A 19,848-nucleotide genomic window follows, 5' to 3' on the forward strand; every position below is an offset into this window, starting at 1 on the left:
CGAAGCGAAGGAATCCGACATGACCACGATCTATCGCCTGCTGACCGAGGATGACACATCGGCGTTCTGTCACAAGGTCTCGGCCGCGCTGTCCAAGGGCTGGGTATTGCACGGCGCGCCAAGCATCACCTTTGACAGCGCGCGCGGTGTGGTGCGTTGCGCGCAGGCAGTGACAAAAGAAATCGACAGCCCTTATCATCCCGACATGAAATTGGGTCACCAATAGCGTGTAATGAATTGATCGACCGAAGGTAAACCGGCGATCGGCGGTTATCGGCGCGGGGGTTTGCACTTTGTCCCGCGACCGGCAACACTGCCGCGAAAGCCCCTATGCCGGGGGCCGTTCGCAGGAGTTCGATTCATGAAGCAGACCCTTTTCCGCGTGGCCGCTTTCGCCCTGATGGCGCTGCCGGTCTCGGCGCAGATGGCCGCCGCGCAGGATACCGCCTGTCCGCCCACCGAAGGCGCAGCGACGCCATTGCTTGAAAACGCGAAATCGCTTGTGATCGCGGGGAAATACGCCGAATTCTTCGCCGCAGTCGCGCCCGGCAGCGATCCCTCGTCCGAGCAGATGAAGAAGGCGCTTGAGGGGTTGCAGAAAATCGCCCCCGAAGGGTTCAAGACCTGCTCGACCCTGGTTCACCGGCAGGAGAACACCGGCCTTGTGCAAGAGGTCGTGTTCTTCGGGACCTCGGCGGCGCCGGCGCTGTCGCTTTACATTTCCTCGGCCGAAATCGACGGCACGCCGTCGGTGCTCAGCTTTCTCCTGTCCCCCGATTTCGAGAACGCGTTCGAGAAGTTGCGCTGAACCGGCTATGTGATCACAGGTTCAATTCTTGTGATCACGGCTTGCCGCAAAACGGTCCGAAAGGTAAAAAACTGGGCGAAACCCCCGTGACAGGGGCGCAAAATTCGGTATGACCGGATCATGCCAGCCGATCGGGCGAGCCGTACGCATGCCCATGGCCGGCCCGAGCGAAGGGATGACGATTATGGCTGACGTGAACCGGGGCAACCGGCCGCTTTCCCCCCATTTGCAGGTCTATCGGCTGCCGATCGCGGCGGTGACCTCGATCATGACCCGTATAACCGGGCACGGGATGCTGGCCGGCATCCTGCTGGTGGTCTGGTGGCTGGTCGCCGCCGCGACCAGCCCCGGCGCATTCGCCACCGCCGACTGGTTCCTGCGGTCGTGGCTCGGCTATCTGATCCTGCTGGGTTCGGTCTGGGCGCTGTGGTTCCATTTCTGCGCCGGTCTGCGGCATTTCTGGTACGACAGCGGCCGCGGGATGGAGATTGCCGAGGCAAGGAACCTGTCCTGGGCCGTGATCATCGCGTCAGGCGTGCTGACGCTGCTGACCGCGCTGATTTTCGTGATCGCGTAAGCGGAGGGACCGACATGCGCTACATTACCCCCCTCAAGGCCGCCGAAGGTCTTGGCGCGTCCCATACCGGCACGCAGCAGCATTGGATGCTGACCGTCACCGCCGTCGCGCTTGCGGTGCTGACGCCGTTTTTCCTTTGGGCCGTCGGTGGTGCCATCGGGCTTGACCACCCCGGGGTGGTCGCGCATTTCTCGCGGCCGTTCCCGTCGGTGGTCACCGGCCTGTTCATCGTGATCGGGCTTTTGCATTTCATTCTGGGCACCCGGATCATGATCGACGATTACCTGAAGGGCGGGGCGCGCAAGCTGGCCATCATCGCGTCGGTCGCGCTGTCGTGGCTGGTCATCGCGGTGACCGTCTTTGCCCTTGCCAAACTTGTCCTGAACTGAGGCCCGACGATGACCGAATATCCGTATCAGACACATGATTACGACGTCGTCGTCGTGGGCGCCGGCGGTGCTGGCCTGCGCGCCACGCTGGGCATGGCCGAACAGGGGCTGCGCACCGCCTGCGTGACCAAGGTCTTTCCGACCCGCAGCCATACCGTTGCCGCGCAGGGCGGCATCGCCGCCAGCCTTGGCAACATGGGGCCGGACAACTGGCAATGGCACCTTTACGACACCGTCAAGGGCTCGGACTGGCTGGGCGACACCGACGCCATGGAATATCTGGCGCGCGAGGCCCCGAAGGCGGTCTATGAGCTTGAACATTACGGCGTGCCGTTCAGCCGCACCGAGGAGGGCAAGATCTATCAGCGCCCCTTCGGCGGCCACACGACCGAGTTTGGTGAAGGCCCGCCCGTGCAGCGCACCTGCGCCGCCGCCGACCGTACCGGCCACGCCATCCTGCACACGCTCTATGGCCAGTCGCTGAAGGAAAAGGCCGAATTCTTCATCGAATATTTCGCAATCGACCTGTTGATCCATGACGGCCGCTGCACCGGCGTCGTGTGTTGGAAGCTGGACGACGGCACCATCCATGTGTTCAACGCCAAGATGACGGTGCTGGCGACCGGCGGCTATGGCCGTTCCTATTTCAGCGCCACCTCGGCCCATACCTGCACCGGCGACGGCGGCGGCATGGTGGCCCGCGCCGGCCTGCCGCTCGAGGATATGGAGTTCGTCCAGTTCCACCCGACCGGCATCTATGGCTCGGGCTGTCTGATCACCGAAGGCGCGCGCGGCGAGGGTGGCTATCTGACCAACTCGGAAGGCGAGCGGTTCATGGAACGCTATGCGCCGCATTACAAGGATCTGGCCAGCCGCGACGTGGTCAGCCGCTGCATGACGCTTGAAATCCGCGAGGGCAGGGGCGTCGGTCCGAAAAAGGACCATATCTTCCTGCATCTGTCGCATCTGCCGCCCGAGACGCTGCACGAACGGCTGCCGGGGATCAGTGAAAGCGCCCGGATCTTTGCCGGTGTCGACGTGACGCGCGAGCCGATCCCGGTGCTGCCCACGGTTCACTATAACATGGGCGGCATTCCGACCAATTACTGGGGCGAGGTGCTGAGCCCGACCGAGGATAACCCCGACCGGATTTTCCCCGGCCTGATGGCTGTCGGCGAAGCCGGCTGCGCCAGCGTCCACGGCGCGAACCGGCTTGGCTCGAACAGCCTGATCGACCTCGTGGTCTTTGGCCGCGCCGCCGCGATCCGCGCCGGGCAGATCGTCGAACGCGACACGCCGGTGCCCCCGACCTATACCGAGGGCGTGGACAAAGCGCTGGACCGCTTCGACCGGCTGCGCTTTGCCGACGGAACCATCCCGACCGCCGAGCTGCGCGACGAGATGCAGCGCACCATGCAAGAGGACGCGGCGGTGTTCCGCACCGACCAGTCGCTGGCCGAGGGCGTCAAGAAGATGGAAAAGATCGCCGCCAAGCTGAAGGACATCAAGGTCACCGACCGCAGCATGATCTGGAACAGCGACCTGATGGAGACGCTGGAACTGACCAACCTGATGCCGAACGCGCTGGCCACCGTGGTTTCGGCCGAGGCGCGCAAGGAATCGCGCGGCGCCCACGCCCATGAGGATTATCCCGACCGGGACGACGTCAACTGGCGCAAACACACGCTTGCCTGGGTCGATGGCGACAAGGTGCGGCTGGGCTATCGCCCGGTCCATGTCGATCCGACCCTGCCGCAGTCCGAAGGCGGCATCGACCCGGCGCGGATCGCGCCGAAGAAGCGGGTCTACTGATGCGGGGCCCGGCACTGATCATTCTGGCTGCGCTGGCGCTCGCGGGCTGCAACCAGCAGACCCCGCAGTTGCGCATGGGCGGCGAGTCGCTGCTGACGGATGCGGAAATCAGGTCTTGCGTTGACAGCATGGGCGGCGGCGGCAACTTTGATATCGCTGTCAGCTCGCGTCCCTTGCAGGTGCCGACGGCCGTCGTGACCGGCAAAGACGCCCGGTCGGCGGCCCGCGTTCCCGCGGTTCAGGCATGTGTGACCCAGGCGGCGCAGTCGTAAACCGGGCAGGTTCGCCCAATGTTAAAAAGGACGAGCATATGAACAAGGGTATTATCATCGCAGCAGGTGCCGCGCTTATGACGCTGGCGGGTTGTGTGCAGCCGATGGGGCAGGGCGTCGTGGTCGGCGCCCCCGGGGGCTCGACCCCCTCGGTCAGCCGTGAGGCGATGGCGCGCGACAGCGCCCGCGCCGCCATTTCGGCGCAGATGGCCTCGCGCCTGCCGGGCCGGAACACCGGGCCCTACACCGAATGCGTCATGAAGAACGCCACCACGGCCGAGCTGGTCAGCATCGCCGAAAGCCCGGCGATGGCGGCCTCGATCACCACCGGGATCGTTTCGCGTCCCGAAACGGCGGCCTGCATCGGCGCGCTGGCCCGTCAGGCATGACACGCCGCCGGCACCTGTGCGCGATCGCCGGGCTGACCGTCCTTGCGGCGGTCGGGCTTGCGGGCTGTGGACCGGTGCCGGTCGAACAGGCCGAGCGGCAATGTCTGGACACCGCCGATCGCGCCACCGGCCCGCGCGGCAAGGTCGGCATCGGCATGTCGACCGATGGTCACCGCACCCGCGTCGGCACCGGTCTGAGCTTCGAGATTTCAAGCGATTACGTCATGGGGCGGGACCCGGCCGATGCATTCAACCGCTGCGTGCTGAACCGCTCGGGGCGGATGCCGACGCGACCGCTGTACGAACAACCCGGCTGGCGGGGGCAGGGGGCACGATGATCCGGGCGCATCTGGCCACCTTTCCGCCACGACAGGCATTGGTGCCGAACGTCGTGCGTGCGATCCTGCCGCAGGTGGACCGGCTGTTTGTCGTGCTGAACGGCTATGACGAGATACCAGGGTATCTCGCGGATGAGGAAAAGGTCACCGCGATCATTCCCGATCGCGACGTGAAGGATGCCGGGAAATTCTGGTTCCGCCCCGACCCCGACGACATCGTTTTCCTGATCGACGACGATCTGGGTTATCCGCCCGATTACGTCAGCACCACCATCGCCGCGGCCGAGGCCATCGGCTGGGAATACGGCGCGTTCGGCCATATCGGCCTGATCTGGCGCGATGAGAAAATGAACGGCCTTGCCGGCTGGCAGCTTTTCCGGTTCCACCGCGAGAACCGCAAATCCAAGGGCATGGATCTTTTGTGCACGAATGCGACCGTGGCCCGCGGCGCGGCGATCCCGCCGATGGAGATGATCGAGCCCTTCGCCGGTTACGTCGACATCGGACTGGCCACCTATCTGCGCGATCTGGGGCTGGAGATGTGGTTGTTGCCGCATGGCGAAAGCTGGCTGACCAACGACCTTCCGCCCGAGCTGTTCGCCTCCAGCCTGCTGGCCACCCATGCCCATTCGCCGCCGCCCATGGTCAAACAGGCCATTCACCGGCTGATCGCCGACGCGCCGCCCAATCGCGGCATACCCGTTCACAAATTCACGCGCTCCGGCGCCGGAAAGCCAGCCCATCAGGAGTGAGCCATGGTTCAATTCACCCTTCCTAAAAACTCGCAGATCCGGGTGGGCAAGACCTGGCCGGTGCCGCAGGGCGCCACCAATCTGCGCAAGTTCAAGATCTATCGCTGGGATCCCGACAGCGGTGAAAACCCGCGTCTGGACACCTATCACGTCGATATGGATCGCTGCGGCCCGATGGTGCTGGACGCGCTGATCATGATCAAGAACGAGATCGACCCGACGCTGACCTTCCGCCGTTCCTGCCGCGAGGGGATCTGCGGCTCTTGCGCGATGAACATCGGTGGCGGCAATCATCTGGCCTGCATCTATGGCATCGACGAGATCGAGGGCGACATCGCCATCTATCCGCTGCCGCATATGTCGGTGGTCAAGGATCTGGTCCCGGATCTGACCATGTTCTATGCCCAGCATGCCTCGGTGAAACCCTATCTGATCACCGAAAGCCCGACGCCGCCCCGTGAATGGCGCCAGTCGATCGAGGATCGCAAACAGCTCGACGGGCTTTATGAATGCATCCTTTGCGCCTGCTGTTCGACCGCCTGTCCGTCCTATTGGTGGAACGGTGACCGCTATCTGGGCCCGGCCGCGCTTCTGGCCGCCAACCGCTGGATCACCGATTCGCGGGACGAGGCGACGGGCGAGCGGCTGGATGCGCTCGAGGATCCCTTCAAGCTGTATCGCTGCCACACCATCATGAATTGCACCAATACCTGCCCCAAGGGCCTCAATCCCGCCAAGGCGATCGCCGAGATCAAGCATTTGATGGTTGAACGGATCGTCTAGGGCGGCGACTATCTGCCCGGTCGTTTTGTAAGGGGTAGAAGATGTTGCAACGCACCGGGACCCGTTTCCTGATCGTCGGCCTTTTGGTCGTGCTCATGGCGCTGCCGCTGTTCATGATCGGCGCCATCGTCGACGGGCGGCTGAGCTATTCGCGCGACGTTCAGGAAAATGTCGGCCTCGAATGGGGCGGCCCGCAGATCGTGACCGGCCCCCGGCTGGTGATCCCGGTTTCGGGTCCGGTCACGCGGATGGTGACCGAGTCGGTGACGGATGCGACAACCGGCGCGGTGACGCAGGTCAATCGTGAAAAGACCGAGATCGGCGCGCAGGAACCCTTGGTCCTGCTGCCCGAGCGGCTGAATGCGACCGTCGGGACCACGACCGAGGAACGCCGTCGCGGCATATTCGAGGCGCCGGTCTATACCGCGCAGGTGGATCTGGATTTTGATTTCACCATGCCGAACGTCACCCCCATCATCGACAGCGGGGCGACGATCGAATGGGACAAGGCCAAGGTCATGCTGGGGCTTGAATCCAACCGTGGCCTGCGCGGCGAAACCAGCCTGACGCGTGGCGGCAAGACGTTGGCGATTGATCCGGCGTCTTCCGACGGCGCGGGGATTCAGGCCTTTGTCGGCGATCCCCGGCAGGGCGATCAGGGCTTCAAGCTCAGCATGTCGGTGAACGGGGCGCAATCCTTGCAACTGTCGCCGGTCGGGCGGCTGACCCATGCGGTGATGAAAGGCAACTGGCCGCACCCCAGCTTTACCGGCGCGTTCCTGCCCGACAGTTACACTGTTGCGGACAGCGGATTCGACGCGGAATGGACGATACCGCATCTGGCCCGGCCATTGCCGCAGGCGACGCGGGGCAGCATGGCCTTCGCCGAGCGTGAACAGGCCTTTGGGGTGAGCTTTTTCCAGCCCAATGATTTCTATCAGAAAGCCTATCGCGCCACGCGCTATTCCTTTCTGCTGATCGCGCTGACCTTCCTGACCGTGCTGCTGATCGAACGCGGTGTCACCGGCCGCCCGGCGCATCCAGTGCAATATATCCTGATCGGCATGGCGCAATCGGTATTCGTGCTGCTGATGGTCGCCTATGCCGAGCATATCGGTTTCGGGCCGGCCTATCTGGGCGCAAGCGTGGCGACGATCGCGCTCTTGACGCTGTTCGGCTGGATCGGCCTGAAGCTGGGCCGCAGGGTCTGGGTGCTGGCGGCGTTGCTGATCGTGCTTTACGCGATGCTGTATCTGATCCTGCAAAGCGCCGATTTCGCGTTGCTGGCCGGCGCGACGGTGGCCTTCCTTGCCATCGCCGCGACGATGATAGCCACCCGGAACGAGGACTGGTGGGGGCAGCCGTCGCCGCCACGTCCGTCCCGGCGCGCGCGTCAGGAGGAGGCAGCGCCCGCCGCGGGGGATGAGGACGCGGCGAAATGACCCAGCGTCGCACGGATGGAATTTCCGTGCGGCGCGCTTTATATAGCCGGGTAGGGAGGTTGACTTGACGAAAGTGACACCCATGCCGATCCGGAATTTCCCCAAGCAGGGCACCCCCGATAAATCCGCCCGCAAGGCCGCCGAGGCGCGCGCCGCGCTGGAACAGATGTTCGCCTATCACGAGCCTCAGCCGGTCCCGGTCGAAACGACCGAGCGCGCCGCCGCCTATGATTGTGCGGCCTGAGGCGATCCTCGGCGCCCGATCCCTGCCGCGCGCAGGATAAGATGGTCGGCGCAACCGTAATCGCGGCCTTGCCGGTCTGCGCGGCTGCCCCTAACATCCGGGCATGACACCCGATGCCGCGCCAGAAGAACCCGCAGATGCCGATCGCCGCCGCGCCGTGCGGCCGGTGATCTGCTATCCCGTGCAAACCCTGCCCGACCCGCGTCTGGACCAGATCCAGCCGCTGCGCGCCGGTGCCGCCAAGATCGCCGAAATCACGGTTCCGCCGCGCGAAGGGCGCTGTTTCCGCGCCTCTGCCGGCGATTTCTTCCGCATCTCAAGCGTCCTCGGGCCGCAGGTCGGCGATCTGAACATCTGGTCCGCCGCCAACCCGGCCGAACGGTTCTATTCCGGCAAGACCCGCGCGCTTCACGGCTCGCACCTGACCACCGGCGACCGGCTGTGGTCGGTGTTTCCCGACCTTCGCCCGATGGCGACGATCACCGCCGACACGCTGGGCTGGTACGGCATCGACGAATTCGGCGGGTCGGTTCACGACGTCATCGGCACCCGTTGCGACCCCTATACCCATCGGCTGCTCAGCGGCGGCGACTATCATCACTGCTGCCACTCGAACCTGACCAACGCGCTTGCGGCCGAGCTGGGGATCGAGCCGCGCGCGGCCGAGCCGCTGGTGCATGATGTGCTGAACGTGTTCATGTGCACCGGGTTTACCCGCGATACCGGCGAGTATTTCATGAAGGCAAGCCCGGTCCGGCCCGGCGACTACATCGAGTTTTACGCCGAGATCGACCTGATCGGCGGCCTGTCGGCCTGTCCGGGTGGCGATTGCGGGGCCGAGCATTCTTCGGATGCCGCCGCCTGCTATCCGCTGCTGGTCGAAGTGTTCCGGCCGGCGCAACCGCCTGTCGGTCGGGTGGCACCGGCGCCGAACGCCTATCGCTGGCCGGGATCCGCTGCGTCCTCGGACTGATCTCCGGTTGGGTCGTCGCCAAGGTCCGCGGCCATCTCGGCAAGCTCACGTTCCAGAAACCGCTCGAAATCGTCCAGATCGACCGGTTCGAACTGGCCAAAACCCTGCATCCAGACACTGGCGCGGCGCAGCCCGTCGGGGTTCAGCTTGCACCAAGTGATCCGTCCGCGCCGGTCCTGCTGGATCAGCCCGCATTGCGCCAGAACGCCCAGATGCTTCGATACCGCCGCAAGCGACATCTGAAAGGGTGCGGCGACATCACTTACCGCCATGTCGTCCTCCAGCAGCATCGAAAGGATCGCGCGGCGCGTCGGGTCGGCCAGCGCGGCGAAGATGCCGTCAAGGGGATCGGGGTGGTCGCTCATCGCCGCGACTATGGCGGCAAACCGCCGCAATGGTCAACCGCGCGGTTGATTGTCCGGATCGGGACATGGCGGTGCGGGACCGACGGGATCAGGCGAAAAATTGCGTTAAAGCAACATGTTGGCACGGCATCACGGGCTGTTGACATGGGCGGCGCCAGCCCATAGACACCGGGTCGGAAAGGCACGGGGATGTAAGCGATGGCGAATGACCCTGTGAGCGGCCCGGACGAGGATGATGCGACACGGCGGGAACGTCTGCGCAATCTGGAACGCCGGATCGCAGAGGCGCGCGGGGACCCGTCAGGGCCGCCGCGCGGGGAACAGCATTTCAGTCAGGCCAATCAGGCCTGGCGCATGGTGATCGAGTTGGTTGCGGGGCTGGGTATCGGCTTTGGCATCGGCTTCGGGCTCGATTACCTGTTCGGGACGATGCCCATCTTTCTGGTGGTTTTCGTTCTTCTGGGATTTGCGGCCGGCATCAACGTGATGCTGCGCACCGCAAAGGAAATCAGTGGCGGGCTGACGGCGGATGCCGACGGATCGCAGGCGGGAAAAACGTCCGGCAGCTCCCCGGCGGGGGCGGACGAAACAGAGGATGACGACGGTGGCAACTGAACAGAGCGGTGCGGAAAGCGGACTGTCGTTCCATCCGATGACTCAATTCGAGATCCACCCGCTGTTCGGCGCGGGGCCGGTAAGCTGGTATACGCCGACCAACGTCACGCTGTGGATGGCGCTGACCGTTCTTGCCATCACCGCGCTGCTGGCGTGGGGCACCCGCGGCCGCGCCATCGTTCCGAACCGCTTCCAGTCCATCGCCGAGCTTGCCTATGGCATGGTTCACAAGATGGTCGAGGATGTCACCGGCCGCGACGGTCTGAAGTATTTCCCCTATATCATGACGCTGTTCATGTTCATCGTCTTCTCGAACATGCTGGGCCTGCTGCCCAAGGCCTTCACCCCGACCTCGCATATCGCCGTCACCGGGGTCATGGCGCTCGCGGTGTTCATCAGCGTGACCGTGATCGGCTTCGTCAAGAACGGCGTCCATTTCCTTGGGCTGTTCTGGGTCACCTCGGCGCCCCTGGTGCTGCGTCCGATCCTGGCCGTGATCGAGATCATAAGCTATTTCGTCCGCCCGGTCAGCCATTCCATCCGACTTGCCGGCAACATGATGGCCGGCCACGCGGTGATCAAGGTTTTCGCCGGCTTCGCCGCCATCGCGCTGGTCTCGCCGCTGTCCATCGCCGCCGTGACCGCGATGTACGGGCTTGAGGTGCTGGTCGGCTTCATTCAGGCCTATGTGTTCACCATCCTGACCTGCGTCTATCTGAAAGACGCGCTGCATCCGGGGCACTGACGCCCCGCCGCATCCCCGGTCAGTCCACCCATTCACCACTTCCAACCGCAAGGAGAAAATACTCATGGAAGGGAATATCGCTGAAGTTGGCCAGTATATCGGTGCCGGTCTTGCTGCCATCGGTTCGGGCGCTGCCGCCATCGGTGTGGGCAACGTCGCAGGCAACTTCCTGTCTGGCGCGCTGCGCAACCCCTCGGCCGCTGCGTCGCAGACCGCCACGCTGTTCATCGGCATCGCCTTTGCGGAAGCCCTGGGGATCTTCGCGTTCCTCGTCGCGCTTCTGCTGATGTTCGCGGTCTGATCCTTCGCCATCCTTGCGGCGAGGCGGGCGCGTGAGAACCGTGCCCGCCTGCTGTTCCATCGAAGGCATGGGGTAGGATATGTTCAGCCTGACACAACAGACCACGACAGCGGTTGTGGAACATGGCGCGGCAGCGCAGGGCGCCGAGCCTGCCGCCAGCGCGCCCGGCATGCCGCAACTTGATTTCGCGCTTTTCCCGAACCAGATTTTCTGGCTGATCGTCTCGCTTTGCGCGATCTACTGGGTGCTGTCGCGCGTCGCGCTGCCACGCATCAGCGGGGTTATCGCCGACCGGCAGGGCGCGATCACCAGCGACCTGATGGCGGCCGAGGAATACAAGAAGAAGGCGCAGGAAGCCGAGGCCGCCTATGACAAGGCGCTGGCCGACGCGCGTGCCGAATCGCAAAAGATCATCGCCGCCAATCGGGCCGAGATTCAGGCCGAGCTGGACAAGGCCATCGCACATGCCGATGCCGAGATCGCGGCGCGTTCGGCCGAATCCGAACAGCGCATCGGCGAAATCCGCGCCGCTGCCGCCACCGACGCCCGTACGGTGGCGCGTGATGTCGCGAGTGAGATCATCCGCTCGTTCGGCGGTCGCGCCGACGAGGCCGCGATTGACCGCGCGCTGACCGCGCAGACGGAAAAAGGAAAGGGGCTGTGATGACGCGCACCACCGCAATCAGCGCCGTGTTCGCCGCCGCAGCCGCCCCGGCCTATGCCGCCGCCGGCCCGTTCTTTTCGCTGCGCAACACGGATTTCATCGTCACCATCGCCTTCATCCTGTTCATCGGGATCCTGCTGTACTTCCGGATCCCGAGCATCGTCGGCAATTTGCTGGACAAACGGGCCGAGGGGATCCGCGCCGATCTGGATGAGGCGCGTCGCCTGCGTGAAGAAGCGCAGGAGCTGTTCGCCAGCTATGAGCGGCGCCAGCGCGAGGTGAAGACTCAGGCCGACGACATCATCGCCAGCGCCCGGCGCGAGGCGAGCTCCGCCGCCGAAAAGGCAAAGCTTGATCTGCAAGCCTCGATCGCGCGTCGTCTGAAGGCGGCCGAGGATCAGATCGGCTCGGCCGAGGCCGATGCGGTTCGCCGCGTGCGCAACGAGGCCGTGCAGCTTGCCGTCGGCGCGGCCGGGCAGGTTCTGGCGGGGCAGGGCGACGCAAGCGGCCGCTCGGCCCAGATAGACGCCGCGATCAAAGAGGTTGCCGACCGTCTGCACTGACCGGTTCCGCCGAAAGGCACGCAATTGGCCCCGTCGCAGATGATGCGGCGGGGCGTTTCATTTCGGGCGCACCCTTGGTCGCGCGGGCGTTCGGTTGCGCGACGACGGCGGCGGCCAAAGCAAAAGGGCCGGGGATGAACCCGGCCCTTCCGCGTTTGCAGATGCGCGCGAAGTTACATCGGGCGGATAATCAGCTCGACCCGGCGGTTCTTCGCCCGGCCGCTGGCATCGGCGTTCGATGCGACCGGCTGCGATTCGCCCCGGCCGACGGCCGAAACCCGGCTTGTCGGCACACCGCCGGCGATCAGCACATTGGCGACGGCGCTGGCGCGGCGCTGCGACAGATCCTGGTTATAGGCGGCCGAACCGGTGTCATCGGTGTGGCCGATCACCTCGACGCGGGTGTTCGGATATTGCTGGAGGTTGCGGGCGACCGCGTAAAGGTCGGACTGGCTGGCCGAGCTGACGGCGGTGCTGTCGGTCGCGAACAGAACATCCTGCGGCATGGTCACGGTCAGATACTGGCCGTTGTTCACGACGCGGACGTTCGGGTTCTGGATCGACTGCTCCAATGCCCGGGCCTGATTGTCCATGATATTGCCGGCAAGCGCGCCGGCTGCGGCACCAAGGATCGCGCCACGGGCGGCGTCGCGGCCCTGATTGTTCTTGTCCTTGTCGCGGGTGCCGCCCAGCACCCCGCCAATCACGGCGCCGGCGATGGCGCCTTTCTGGGTATTCGACATGCCCGTGCCTCCGGCGGTGCCGACGGTGCCGGTCGCATAGGGATCGGTACAGGCGCCGAGCGCGATCAGGGCGGCAGCCCCGCCCAACAGGGAAATTCTGGCTTTCATGGTGAACCTTTCAGTTTGACGGTCATCTCGGCCCAAGGCCGACGCTGGTTCGATCAACGTTGCCGGGCTACCGGCTGCGAAACGCGCCAATCCTAGGGCGGGTTCCATGTTCTGGCCAGCCGAAAGCATCAGAACCCATTGATCACACGTCACATTAGCGAGATTAAACCGGATCGGCCCGCGTTCGCCGGGGCGCCATTCCTAGCCGTTGTCGCGTTCGGCGGCAAGCATTGCCCGCTTTATCGACAGGCCCCAGTGAAATCCGCCGCCCGACCCGTCGCCGCCGGCGCGGGTGACGCGATGGCAGGGCAGGACCCATGCGACGGGGTTCTGCCCGACGGCGCTGGCCACGGCGCGGACGGCGCGCGGCTGTCCGATCCGGTCGGCCAGTTGGCCATAGCTGATCCTTTGCCCATAGGGCACCTCGGCCAGCGCGCGCCAGACCCGTTGTTGAAAATCGCTGCCGGTCAGCACGACGCGCAGCTCACCCGCGCCGCGCAAAAGCGTGCTGAGAATGGGCTCCATCGCCTCGGGGGCCTCGACGATCCGCGCCATCGGCCAGCGCGCCGCCATATCCGCCATCGCGGCATCCTCACCGATCTCGGCACTTAGCGCGAGCCCCCACAGCGCGCCGCCCTCGCCCAACAGAAGAACCGGGCCGAAACGGGTCTGGAAACGGCCGAGGCACAGGGTCACCCCCTCGCCCCGGCGGCCAGCCGGCAGAACCGGGGTCACGCGAAAGCGGATGGTAAGGCCGCGATCCGGGGCGGCCGCGTCGGCGGCGCCTTGGACGGGCAGGCGGTCGGAGGACATGCGGGGCTCCTTCGGCGAAAATGGGCGGGTCAAGGCTAGCACCGACCATGACGGCCTTCCAGATCACCCCGGCAAGCCCGGGCGGGCAGCCGCATGGGCGGGCAAAATCAGCCGCGCGGCCCTTGCCCGGCCCGGAATTTGCCGCCATAGCAGGGGCATGGCCCGCGCTTTACCCTCTGCCCTGCCTTACGCCCAGCAACGGGCCGTATTCGCGCGCTTCCGAGAGGCGAACCCCGAACCCGTTTCCGATCTGAAATATACCAACGCCTTCACGCTTCTGGTGGCGGTCGCGCTTTCGGCGCAGGCCACCGACGCCGGGGTGAACCGCGCCACCCGCCCGCTTTTCGCCCGGGTTTCGACCCCGCAGCAGATGCTGGAACTGGGCGAGGAGGGGCTGGTCGACCATATCCGCACCATCGGCCTTTACCGCCAGAAGGCCGCCAATGTGATGCGCCTGTCGCGGATTCTGGTCGAGAATTACGGCGGCGAGGTGCCAAGCTCGCGTGCCGCGCTGCAATCCTTGCCGGGGGTGGGGCGCAAGACCGCGAATGTGGTGCTGAACGTCTGGTTCGGCCAGCCGACGCAGGCGGTCGACACCCATATTTTCCGCATCGCCAACCGCGTCCGCATTGCCCCCGGGGCCGATGTCGTCGCGGTCGAGCGCGGCATCGAGGATAACGTTCCGGCCGAATTTCAGCTTAAGGCCCATCACTGGATGATCCTGCACGGCCGTTATATCTGTCAGGCCCGGCGTCCGCGTTGCGCGCTGTGCATCATCAACGACCTGTGCCCCTATCCGGAGAAGACCGTATGAAGCGCCATGATGTCATCGGCATCGGCAATGCCATTATCGACGTTCTGGCGCCTTGCCCCGATGCGGTTCTGACCGAGCTCGGCGTCGAAAAGGGCATCATGCAACTGATCGAGCGTGACCGGGCCGAGTTCCTGACCGCCGCGCAATCCGCCCGCGGCCAGGTCCGGCTGGTGCCCGGCGGCTCGGTCGCCAACACGCTTGCCGGGATCGGCCGGCTGGGGCTGGCGACGGCCTTCATCGGGCGGGTGGCGGATGACGAGTTGGGCCGCAGCTATGTCGCGCAGACGGTCGCGGCCGGAACCGACTATCTCAACCCGGCGGTGGCGGGGGCGGCGCTGCCGACCTCGCGCTCGATCATCTTCGTGACCCCGGATGGCGAGCGGTCGATGAACACCTATCTCGGCATCTCGGCCGAACTGGGGGGGCCGGACGTTGACGAGGCGACCGTCGCGCGCGCCGGCTGGCTGTTTCTTGAGGGGTATCTGTTCGACAAACCGGCGGGAAAGGCGGCGTTTCTGACCGCTGCCGGCGCCTGTCACCGCGGCGGCGGCAAGGCCGGGATCGCGCTGTCCGATCCGTTCTGCGTCGATCGGCACCGCGACGATTTCCGCCGTCTTGTGCGCGAGCAGATGGATTACGTCATCGGCAATGTGCACGAATGGCAGGCGCTTTATCAGGTCGAGGATCTGGAAGAGGCGCTGCGCCTTGCCCGCGCCGATTGCGAGATGGTGATCTGCACCCGCTCGGGCGAGGATGCGATCCTGATCCGGGGCGACGAGCGGGTCACGGCGCCGGTGCAGCGGGTGGTTCCGATGGATGCGACCGGGGCGGGCGATCAGTTCGCGGCGGGGCTGATCTATGGGCTGGCCACGGGCAAGCCGCTGGCGGTCGCGGGCCGGATGGGCTGCATAGCCGCGGCCGAGGTAATCAGCCACATCGGCGCGCGGCCCGAAACGGATGTCGCCGCGCTGTTCCGGGCCGAGGGGCTGGAATAACCGGACGCGCCGCGACGTTCCCCGGCGCCCGGTGGCGCTTTATCGGCCCAGCTTGGCGTGAACCTCATCCAGGTCGATTTCCCCGGTCGGCATTTTGTTGTCGGGGTCGTCGAAGTCATAGCGGAACAACTGGAAATCGCGCTTGTAGATTTCCCAGACCAGATGGCGGGAAAGATCGTCGAAATAGGCGCTGATCGGATGGGCGCGCTTGGGGCCATGCCCCTCTGATTCGTTGAAGCGCGGCACTTTTTCGACATCGACATCGACCGGGGTCTCGACCGTGTCCAGCACGGCCTTCATGCCGTCGTTGAACTTTTCGGTGAAGAAGATCTGGTCATAGCGGCCGCCGTTCACGATGAAGGTCGAGATATGACCCGACATCGCCGACCAGTGGATGTCGGGATCCATCGGGCGGCGCCAGCGGATCGTGTCGCGGGCGAACAGCAGAAACCGGCGGAAGCTGGCGATCTGGTCGAATTCGAACCCGTTCTCGGGGCTGCCGACATCGACCCCGTATTTCTGCACGAGTTGCGGCACCAGATTGCCGCGATAGCGACGGCCGTTGCGCTGAATGCCGGCGATCTTGTCGAAGAACGACGACAGGATGCGGCCATAAGGGTTGCGTACGCAGGTGAATGTCCGGGCCTTGTGCGCCCGCACATTCGCCTCGATCAACGGCTGGCTTTCCGGCTGGGCCCATTTGTGCAGGCCGGTGGTCGAATCGTGGATGTCGCCGTCGAAGTACTGGCCATGGTCCGAGAAGAACATGATCTGGCCGATGGTCGAGCAAGCGCATTTCGGAACCACGCGATACACCATGCTTTCGCTTTCGGTCATCCAGGTGCCGGGGAAACTCATGCCTGCTTTACCTTTCGATATTGCCCGGCTTGCCGCCCGGGTAAAAATGGTCCACAACAGAAAGCAGATTGTTCAGGTATTTTCAACGTCCGACTTTGCGATCTGACGGACCAAAGCGAACTCAGTGCGAATAACGATGGCCCGCATCGCATTTATACTTCTGGCGCACAAGGATCCGGCGGGGGTGATTGCCCAGGCGGAGCGGCTGACCGAGGCGGGCGACTTCGTCGCGATCCATTTCGACGGCCGCTCACCGACGCCGGATTTTGAACGAATTCGTACGGCTTTGTCTGCAAATTCAAGGGTATGCTTCGCCAGGCGGCGGATAAAATGCGGCTGGGGCGGGTGGTCTCTGGTTGCCGCAACCTTGGCCGCGGTGCGGGCCGCGACCCAGGCGTTTCCGACCGCCACGCATTTTTACATGCTTTCGGGCGATTGCATGCCGACGAAATCGGCCAGATATGCGCATGATTTTCTGGATGCCAATGATGTCGATTATATCGAGAATGTGGATTTTTTCAACTCGGGGTGGATAAAAACCGGTTTTCGCGACGAACGTCTGATTTACCGGCATTGGTTTAATGAGCGTCGTCAAAAGAAACTGTTTTATATCAGCTATGAAATTCAGCGCCGTTTGGGGCTGACCCGGACCGTTCCGGCGGAACTGGATATCCGCATCGGGTCGCAATGGTGGTGCCTGCGCCGCCAGACGATCGAGTCGGTGCTGAATTTCGTCGACAGCCGCCCCGATATCATCCGGTTCTTTTCGACGACCTGGATCCCTGATGAGACGTTTTTCCAGACGCTCGTGCCGCATATCATACCGCGCGGACAAATTCGCAATCGCACCCTGACATTCCTGATGTTCACCGATTATGGCATGCCGGTGACGTTTTATAACGACCACTACGATCTGCTGATCGGGCAGGATTATCTGTTCGCCCGCAAGATAAGCGCCGAGGCGCTGGATCTGCGCGAACGGTTGGGGGCGCTGTGGAATTCGGATGAGACGTCGTTTGCAATCTCGAACGAGGGCAGGGGTCTTTACCGGTTTCTGACCGGCCGCGGCCGCGCCGGCCGGCGCTTCGCCCCCCGCTTCTGGGAGAAGGATTCCAGTGTCGGGCGCCAGAACCAGTTGATGATCGTGGTCTGCAAAAAATGGCATGTTGCCAAACGTCTGACCGCCGGCATCCGGGCGCGGTCCGATCTTCCGGCGGTGGATTTCCTGTTCAACGAATCCGGGTCGCATCTGCCCGATCTGGGGGGGATCGACCGGTCGCTGTCGAAGCTTCAGCGGCACCGCCGGGCGGCGGTGCGTATGCTGTTTGAACATTACGGCAAGTCGCGGCTGGTTATCTGTCTTGATACCTCCAACCTCGAACTGGTCCGCGACTTCATGGCGGATAAATCCAATACAAGGATCCTGTTGATCGATTCCGATTTCGACGACGACTATCTGCGCGGGCATTTGCAGCGCGTCGGGCTGGTCGGCGAGACCATTTCCGACAGCGCTTATCGCCGCCTGATTCCGATCATGCGGGCCGATCTGCAACATGAGGCCGAGCTTTTGAGCGATCTCGTCGGTCCGGCATTGTTCCAGATATCGCGGTACAAGTCGGATCTTGAGAATGCCGAGCAATTGTCCGGGTTCCTTGGAGTGGATAACAAGGTGGCGCTTGAACTGGCGCAAACCACGGATCTGTTCAGGGATTAACCAGAAAGGGGAACGCCATGCCGACCTATGACGATCAGAATATCTTCGCGCGCATCCTGCGCGGCGAGATGCCGAATGATACCGTCGCCGAAACGGACCACACGCTGGCTTTTCGCGACATTCGCCCGCAGGCGCCAGTGCATATTCTGGTGATCCCCAAGGGGAAATACGTCAGTTACGACGATTTCGCGGCCAATGCCCCGGATGCCGAGATCGTGGATTTCCACCGCACTCTGGCGCGGGTCGCCGCACAGGCGGGCGTGTCGCTGGATAAGGGCAAGGGCTTCCGCGCCATCACCAATGCGGGCGAAAACGGCGTGCAGGAAGTGCCGCATTTCCACATGCATATTCTGGGCGGCGCGCCGATGGGGCGGATGATCTGCCGCGACTGACGCGGCTGTCGCGGCTGGCAGGGCCGGCGCCGGTCGCGCCGCCGGATCAGCCCCGATCCTGCCGGGTCAGGCTGACAAAGACATCCTCCAGATCCGGTTCCTCGGTGGTCACGTCCAGCAACGGCTGACCGGCGGCGCGCAAGGCGTCGATCAACTGATCGGTCCGCAGCGCCGAGGGTCGATAGTTGATCGCAAGCAACCCGTTGTCCCGCCGCATGCCCTGCGCGCCGTCGGGCAGGTCGGGGACTGGCCCGGGGCCGCCGGTGTCAATCACCAGCGTTTTCGTGTCCGCCCGCCCCAGCAGCCCCGAGGTGCTTTCGCGCGCGATGACCTGACCATGGTTGATGATGGCGATTTCGTCGCACATCTCTTGTGCCTCTTCCAGATAATGCGTGGTCAGGATGATGGTCATGCCGTCGCGGTTCAGGCGGCGCACATTGTCCCAAAGCATGGCGCGCAGGTCGATGTCGACCCCGGCGGTCGGCTCATCGAGCACCAGTATCTGCGGCCGGTGAACCAGCGCCTTGGCCAGCAACAGCCGCCGTTTCATGCCGCCCGACAGGTTCCGGGCATAGCTGTCGGCCTGCGCGGTCAACCCGACCAGCGCCAGGATCTCATCCGTCCAGCGTTCCCTTGCGGGCACGCCATACAGACCCGCCTGCACCTCCAGACTGGCGCGGGGCGGCAGGAACGGGTCTATGTTCAGCTCTTGCGGCATGACACCGATGGCGGCGCGGGACTGGCGCGGATTGACGTCCTGATCGAAGCCCCAGATTTTGACATGGCCCGAGGTCTTGTTGACAAGACCGGCCAATATGTTGATGATCGTTGATTTTCCGGCACCGTTCGGACCAAGAAGCCCAAAGATCGAGCCGTTCGGAATGTCCAGATTGATGCCCTTCAGCGCCTCTTTGGGGGGTTGGTTTCCGGACGCGGCATAGATTTTGCGCAAGTCGCGGATTTCAATGGCGCTGGGGCTTGCGTTATCTGGCATCGGCTGGTTCTTCCCGCTAATATCGCACCCGACATAACCCCCGAAGCGGGGCCGCCACAAGATACAGGAGCCCGCCCTTGGCCAAGACGAAGCACGCAGAGCAGCCCGCGAAACACGCCCGCGAACCCGGTTATGCCGCCTCGGTCGGTGCCGCGATCGGCGCGGCCGAGATCGCCGCAACCCGGGCCGAGCTGGCGCGACCGGCTCCGCAGGTCGTGGTGGTGACCAGAACCCGCATCGCCTGCGACGGCGATCAGGCGCAGGCGCTGGGGCATCCGCGGGTCTGGCTGACCATTCCCGAGGCGGTCGGTTTCGTCGATTGCGGCTATTGCGATTGCCGGTATGAGCTTGACCCCAACGCCCATATCCACGACGACCACTGACC

General features: G+C 64.2%; 28 protein-coding genes. 23 read left to right on the top strand and 5 right to left on the bottom strand.

Going from position 1 to position 19,848, the window contains the following annotated elements; genetic code table 11:
* The first annotated feature begins 19 nt into the window (after window positions 1-19).
* The 13 genes from ACFSCT_RS09685 to ACFSCT_RS09745 all read left to right on the top strand — a co-directional run bounded on the left by ACFSCT_RS09685 (window position 20) and on the right by ACFSCT_RS09745 (window position 8,779).
* The gene (locus ACFSCT_RS09685) at window positions 20-226 is read left to right on the top strand and encodes a DUF1737 domain-containing protein (protein WP_379142284.1); all 207 of its coding nucleotides are present in this window, start codon (window positions 20-22) and stop codon (window positions 224-226) included.
* 135 nt (window positions 227-361) lie between these two features.
* Complete coding sequence (locus ACFSCT_RS09690; protein ID WP_379142286.1) at window positions 362-808, top strand: hypothetical protein; 447 nt, start codon at window positions 362-364, stop codon at window positions 806-808.
* 184 nt (window positions 809-992) lie between these two features.
* Window positions 993-1,385, top strand: coding sequence for a succinate dehydrogenase, cytochrome b556 subunit (gene sdhC, locus ACFSCT_RS09695; protein ID WP_379142288.1), 393 nt, complete (start codon window positions 993-995; stop codon window positions 1,383-1,385).
* 14 nt (window positions 1,386-1,399) lie between these two features.
* Complete coding sequence (gene sdhD / locus ACFSCT_RS09700; RefSeq protein ID WP_379142290.1) at window positions 1,400-1,774, top strand: succinate dehydrogenase, hydrophobic membrane anchor protein; 375 nt, start codon at window positions 1,400-1,402, stop codon at window positions 1,772-1,774.
* Window positions 1,775-1,783: 9 nt separating this feature from the next.
* Window positions 1,784-3,586: a succinate dehydrogenase flavoprotein subunit gene (sdhA, locus tag ACFSCT_RS09705; protein WP_379142292.1), complete on the top strand. Its 1,803-nt coding sequence runs from the start codon at window positions 1,784-1,786 to the stop codon at window positions 3,584-3,586.
* On the top strand, window positions 3,586-3,858 hold the full coding sequence (locus ACFSCT_RS09710) for a hypothetical protein (RefSeq protein WP_379142293.1): 273 nt from the start codon (window positions 3,586-3,588) through the stop codon (window positions 3,856-3,858). Before sdhA ends, ACFSCT_RS09710 begins: the two co-directional genes overlap by 1 nt.
* 38 nt (window positions 3,859-3,896) lie before the next feature.
* Window positions 3,897-4,247, top strand: a complete 351-nt coding sequence (locus tag ACFSCT_RS09715; protein ID WP_379142295.1) for a hypothetical protein — start codon at window positions 3,897-3,899, stop codon at window positions 4,245-4,247.
* Window positions 4,244-4,585: a hypothetical protein gene (locus ACFSCT_RS09720; RefSeq protein ID WP_379142296.1), complete on the top strand. Its 342-nt coding sequence runs from the start codon at window positions 4,244-4,246 to the stop codon at window positions 4,583-4,585. Before ACFSCT_RS09715 ends, ACFSCT_RS09720 begins: the two co-directional genes overlap by 4 nt.
* Entirely contained in the window at window positions 4,582-5,337 is a 756-nt protein-coding gene (locus ACFSCT_RS09725; RefSeq protein ID WP_379142298.1) for a hypothetical protein, read from the top strand. Before ACFSCT_RS09720 ends, ACFSCT_RS09725 begins: the two co-directional genes overlap by 4 nt.
* A gap of 3 nt (window positions 5,338-5,340) precedes the next feature.
* Entirely contained in the window at window positions 5,341-6,120 is a 780-nt protein-coding gene (locus ACFSCT_RS09730) for a succinate dehydrogenase iron-sulfur subunit (protein WP_379142299.1), read from the top strand.
* Between the two features lie 41 nt (window positions 6,121-6,161).
* On the top strand, window positions 6,162-7,562 hold the full coding sequence (gene creD / locus ACFSCT_RS09735; protein WP_379142302.1) for a cell envelope integrity protein CreD: 1,401 nt from the start codon (window positions 6,162-6,164) through the stop codon (window positions 7,560-7,562).
* A 64-nt stretch (window positions 7,563-7,626) separates the two neighbouring features.
* Window positions 7,627-7,806, top strand: coding sequence for a hypothetical protein (locus ACFSCT_RS09740; RefSeq protein WP_379142303.1), 180 nt, complete (start codon window positions 7,627-7,629; stop codon window positions 7,804-7,806).
* Window positions 7,807-7,909: 103 nt separating this feature from the next.
* Window positions 7,910-8,779 (top strand): urea carboxylase-associated family protein, encoded by an 870-nt coding sequence (locus ACFSCT_RS09745; protein WP_379142304.1) that lies wholly within the window; start codon window positions 7,910-7,912, stop codon window positions 8,777-8,779.
* On the opposite strand, the gene ACFSCT_RS09750 is transcribed toward ACFSCT_RS09745, so the two are convergent.
* On the bottom strand, window positions 8,743-9,144 hold the full coding sequence (locus tag ACFSCT_RS09750) for an ArsR/SmtB family transcription factor (RefSeq protein WP_379142306.1): 402 nt from the start codon (window positions 9,142-9,144) through the stop codon (window positions 8,743-8,745). The genes ACFSCT_RS09745 and ACFSCT_RS09750 overlap by 37 nt on opposite strands.
* A gap of 198 nt (window positions 9,145-9,342) precedes the next feature.
* Between ACFSCT_RS09750 and ACFSCT_RS09755 the strand changes: the two genes are divergently transcribed.
* From ACFSCT_RS09755 to ACFSCT_RS09775, 5 genes are all read left to right on the top strand, one after another.
* The gene (locus ACFSCT_RS09755) at window positions 9,343-9,759 is read left to right on the top strand and encodes an AtpZ/AtpI family protein (RefSeq protein WP_379142308.1); all 417 of its coding nucleotides are present in this window, start codon (window positions 9,343-9,345) and stop codon (window positions 9,757-9,759) included.
* On the top strand, window positions 9,740-10,504 hold the full coding sequence (locus ACFSCT_RS09760; RefSeq protein ID WP_379142311.1) for a F0F1 ATP synthase subunit A: 765 nt from the start codon (window positions 9,740-9,742) through the stop codon (window positions 10,502-10,504). Before ACFSCT_RS09755 ends, ACFSCT_RS09760 begins: the two co-directional genes overlap by 20 nt.
* A gap of 64 nt (window positions 10,505-10,568) precedes the next feature.
* On the top strand, window positions 10,569-10,805 hold the full coding sequence (locus ACFSCT_RS09765) for a F0F1 ATP synthase subunit C (RefSeq protein ID WP_379142313.1): 237 nt from the start codon (window positions 10,569-10,571) through the stop codon (window positions 10,803-10,805).
* A gap of 79 nt (window positions 10,806-10,884) precedes the next feature.
* Window positions 10,885-11,469: a F0F1 ATP synthase subunit B' gene (locus tag ACFSCT_RS09770; RefSeq protein WP_379142315.1), complete on the top strand. Its 585-nt coding sequence runs from the start codon at window positions 10,885-10,887 to the stop codon at window positions 11,467-11,469.
* Window positions 11,469-12,032 (top strand): F0F1 ATP synthase subunit B, encoded by a 564-nt coding sequence (locus ACFSCT_RS09775; protein WP_379142317.1) that lies wholly within the window; start codon window positions 11,469-11,471, stop codon window positions 12,030-12,032. Before ACFSCT_RS09770 ends, ACFSCT_RS09775 begins: the two co-directional genes overlap by 1 nt.
* 173 nt (window positions 12,033-12,205) lie before the next feature.
* On the opposite strand, the gene ACFSCT_RS09780 is transcribed toward ACFSCT_RS09775, so the two are convergent.
* Together ACFSCT_RS09780 and ACFSCT_RS09785 are read right to left on the bottom strand one after the other, a co-directional pair.
* The gene (locus ACFSCT_RS09780; RefSeq protein WP_379142319.1) at window positions 12,206-12,883 is read right to left on the bottom strand and encodes a YiaD family glycine zipper/OmpA-like lipoprotein; all 678 of its coding nucleotides are present in this window, start codon (window positions 12,881-12,883) and stop codon (window positions 12,206-12,208) included.
* A gap of 201 nt (window positions 12,884-13,084) precedes the next feature.
* A complete protein-coding gene (locus ACFSCT_RS09785) occupies window positions 13,085-13,696 on the bottom strand; it encodes a methylated-DNA--[protein]-cysteine S-methyltransferase (RefSeq protein ID WP_379142322.1) in 612 nt (203 codons plus the stop codon).
* A 157-nt stretch (window positions 13,697-13,853) separates the two neighbouring features.
* Between ACFSCT_RS09785 and nth the strand changes: the two genes are divergently transcribed.
* Entirely contained in the window at window positions 13,854-14,510 is a 657-nt protein-coding gene (gene nth, locus ACFSCT_RS09790; protein WP_379142325.1) for an endonuclease III, read from the top strand.
* Window positions 14,507-15,505, top strand: a complete 999-nt coding sequence (locus ACFSCT_RS09795; protein ID WP_379142328.1) for an adenosine kinase — start codon at window positions 14,507-14,509, stop codon at window positions 15,503-15,505. Before nth ends, ACFSCT_RS09795 begins: the two co-directional genes overlap by 4 nt.
* Window positions 15,506-15,544: 39 nt before the next feature.
* Here ACFSCT_RS09795 and ACFSCT_RS09800 read toward each other — a convergent pair whose 3' ends face one another.
* Window positions 15,545-16,363, bottom strand: coding sequence for a sulfotransferase family protein (locus ACFSCT_RS09800; protein ID WP_379142330.1), 819 nt, complete (start codon window positions 16,361-16,363; stop codon window positions 15,545-15,547).
* A 136-nt stretch (window positions 16,364-16,499) separates the two neighbouring features.
* Here ACFSCT_RS09800 and ACFSCT_RS09805 point away from each other — a divergent pair, with 136 nt between their 5' ends.
* Both ACFSCT_RS09805 and ACFSCT_RS09810 read left to right on the top strand, forming a co-directional pair.
* Window positions 16,500-18,077 (top strand): DUF5928 domain-containing protein, encoded by a 1,578-nt coding sequence (locus ACFSCT_RS09805; protein ID WP_379142332.1) that lies wholly within the window; start codon window positions 16,500-16,502, stop codon window positions 18,075-18,077.
* A gap of 17 nt (window positions 18,078-18,094) precedes the next feature.
* Complete coding sequence (locus tag ACFSCT_RS09810; protein WP_379142335.1) at window positions 18,095-18,469, top strand: HIT domain-containing protein; 375 nt, start codon at window positions 18,095-18,097, stop codon at window positions 18,467-18,469.
* A 46-nt stretch (window positions 18,470-18,515) separates the two neighbouring features.
* On the opposite strand, the gene ACFSCT_RS09815 is transcribed toward ACFSCT_RS09810, so the two are convergent.
* Window positions 18,516-19,463, bottom strand: a complete 948-nt coding sequence (locus ACFSCT_RS09815) for an ABC transporter ATP-binding protein (RefSeq protein WP_379142336.1) — start codon at window positions 19,461-19,463, stop codon at window positions 18,516-18,518.
* Between the two features lie 191 nt (window positions 19,464-19,654).
* On the opposite strand from ACFSCT_RS09815, the gene ACFSCT_RS09820 reads away from it, so the two are divergent.
* Entirely contained in the window at window positions 19,655-19,846 is a 192-nt protein-coding gene (locus tag ACFSCT_RS09820) for a zinc-finger domain-containing protein (RefSeq protein WP_379142350.1), read from the top strand.
* Window positions 19,847-19,848: the final 2 nt, after the last annotated feature.

The sequence above is a fragment of the Paracoccus pacificus genome, assembly GCF_042680785.1.
Classification (GTDB): domain Bacteria; phylum Pseudomonadota; class Alphaproteobacteria; order Rhodobacterales; family Rhodobacteraceae; genus Paracoccus; species Paracoccus pacificus.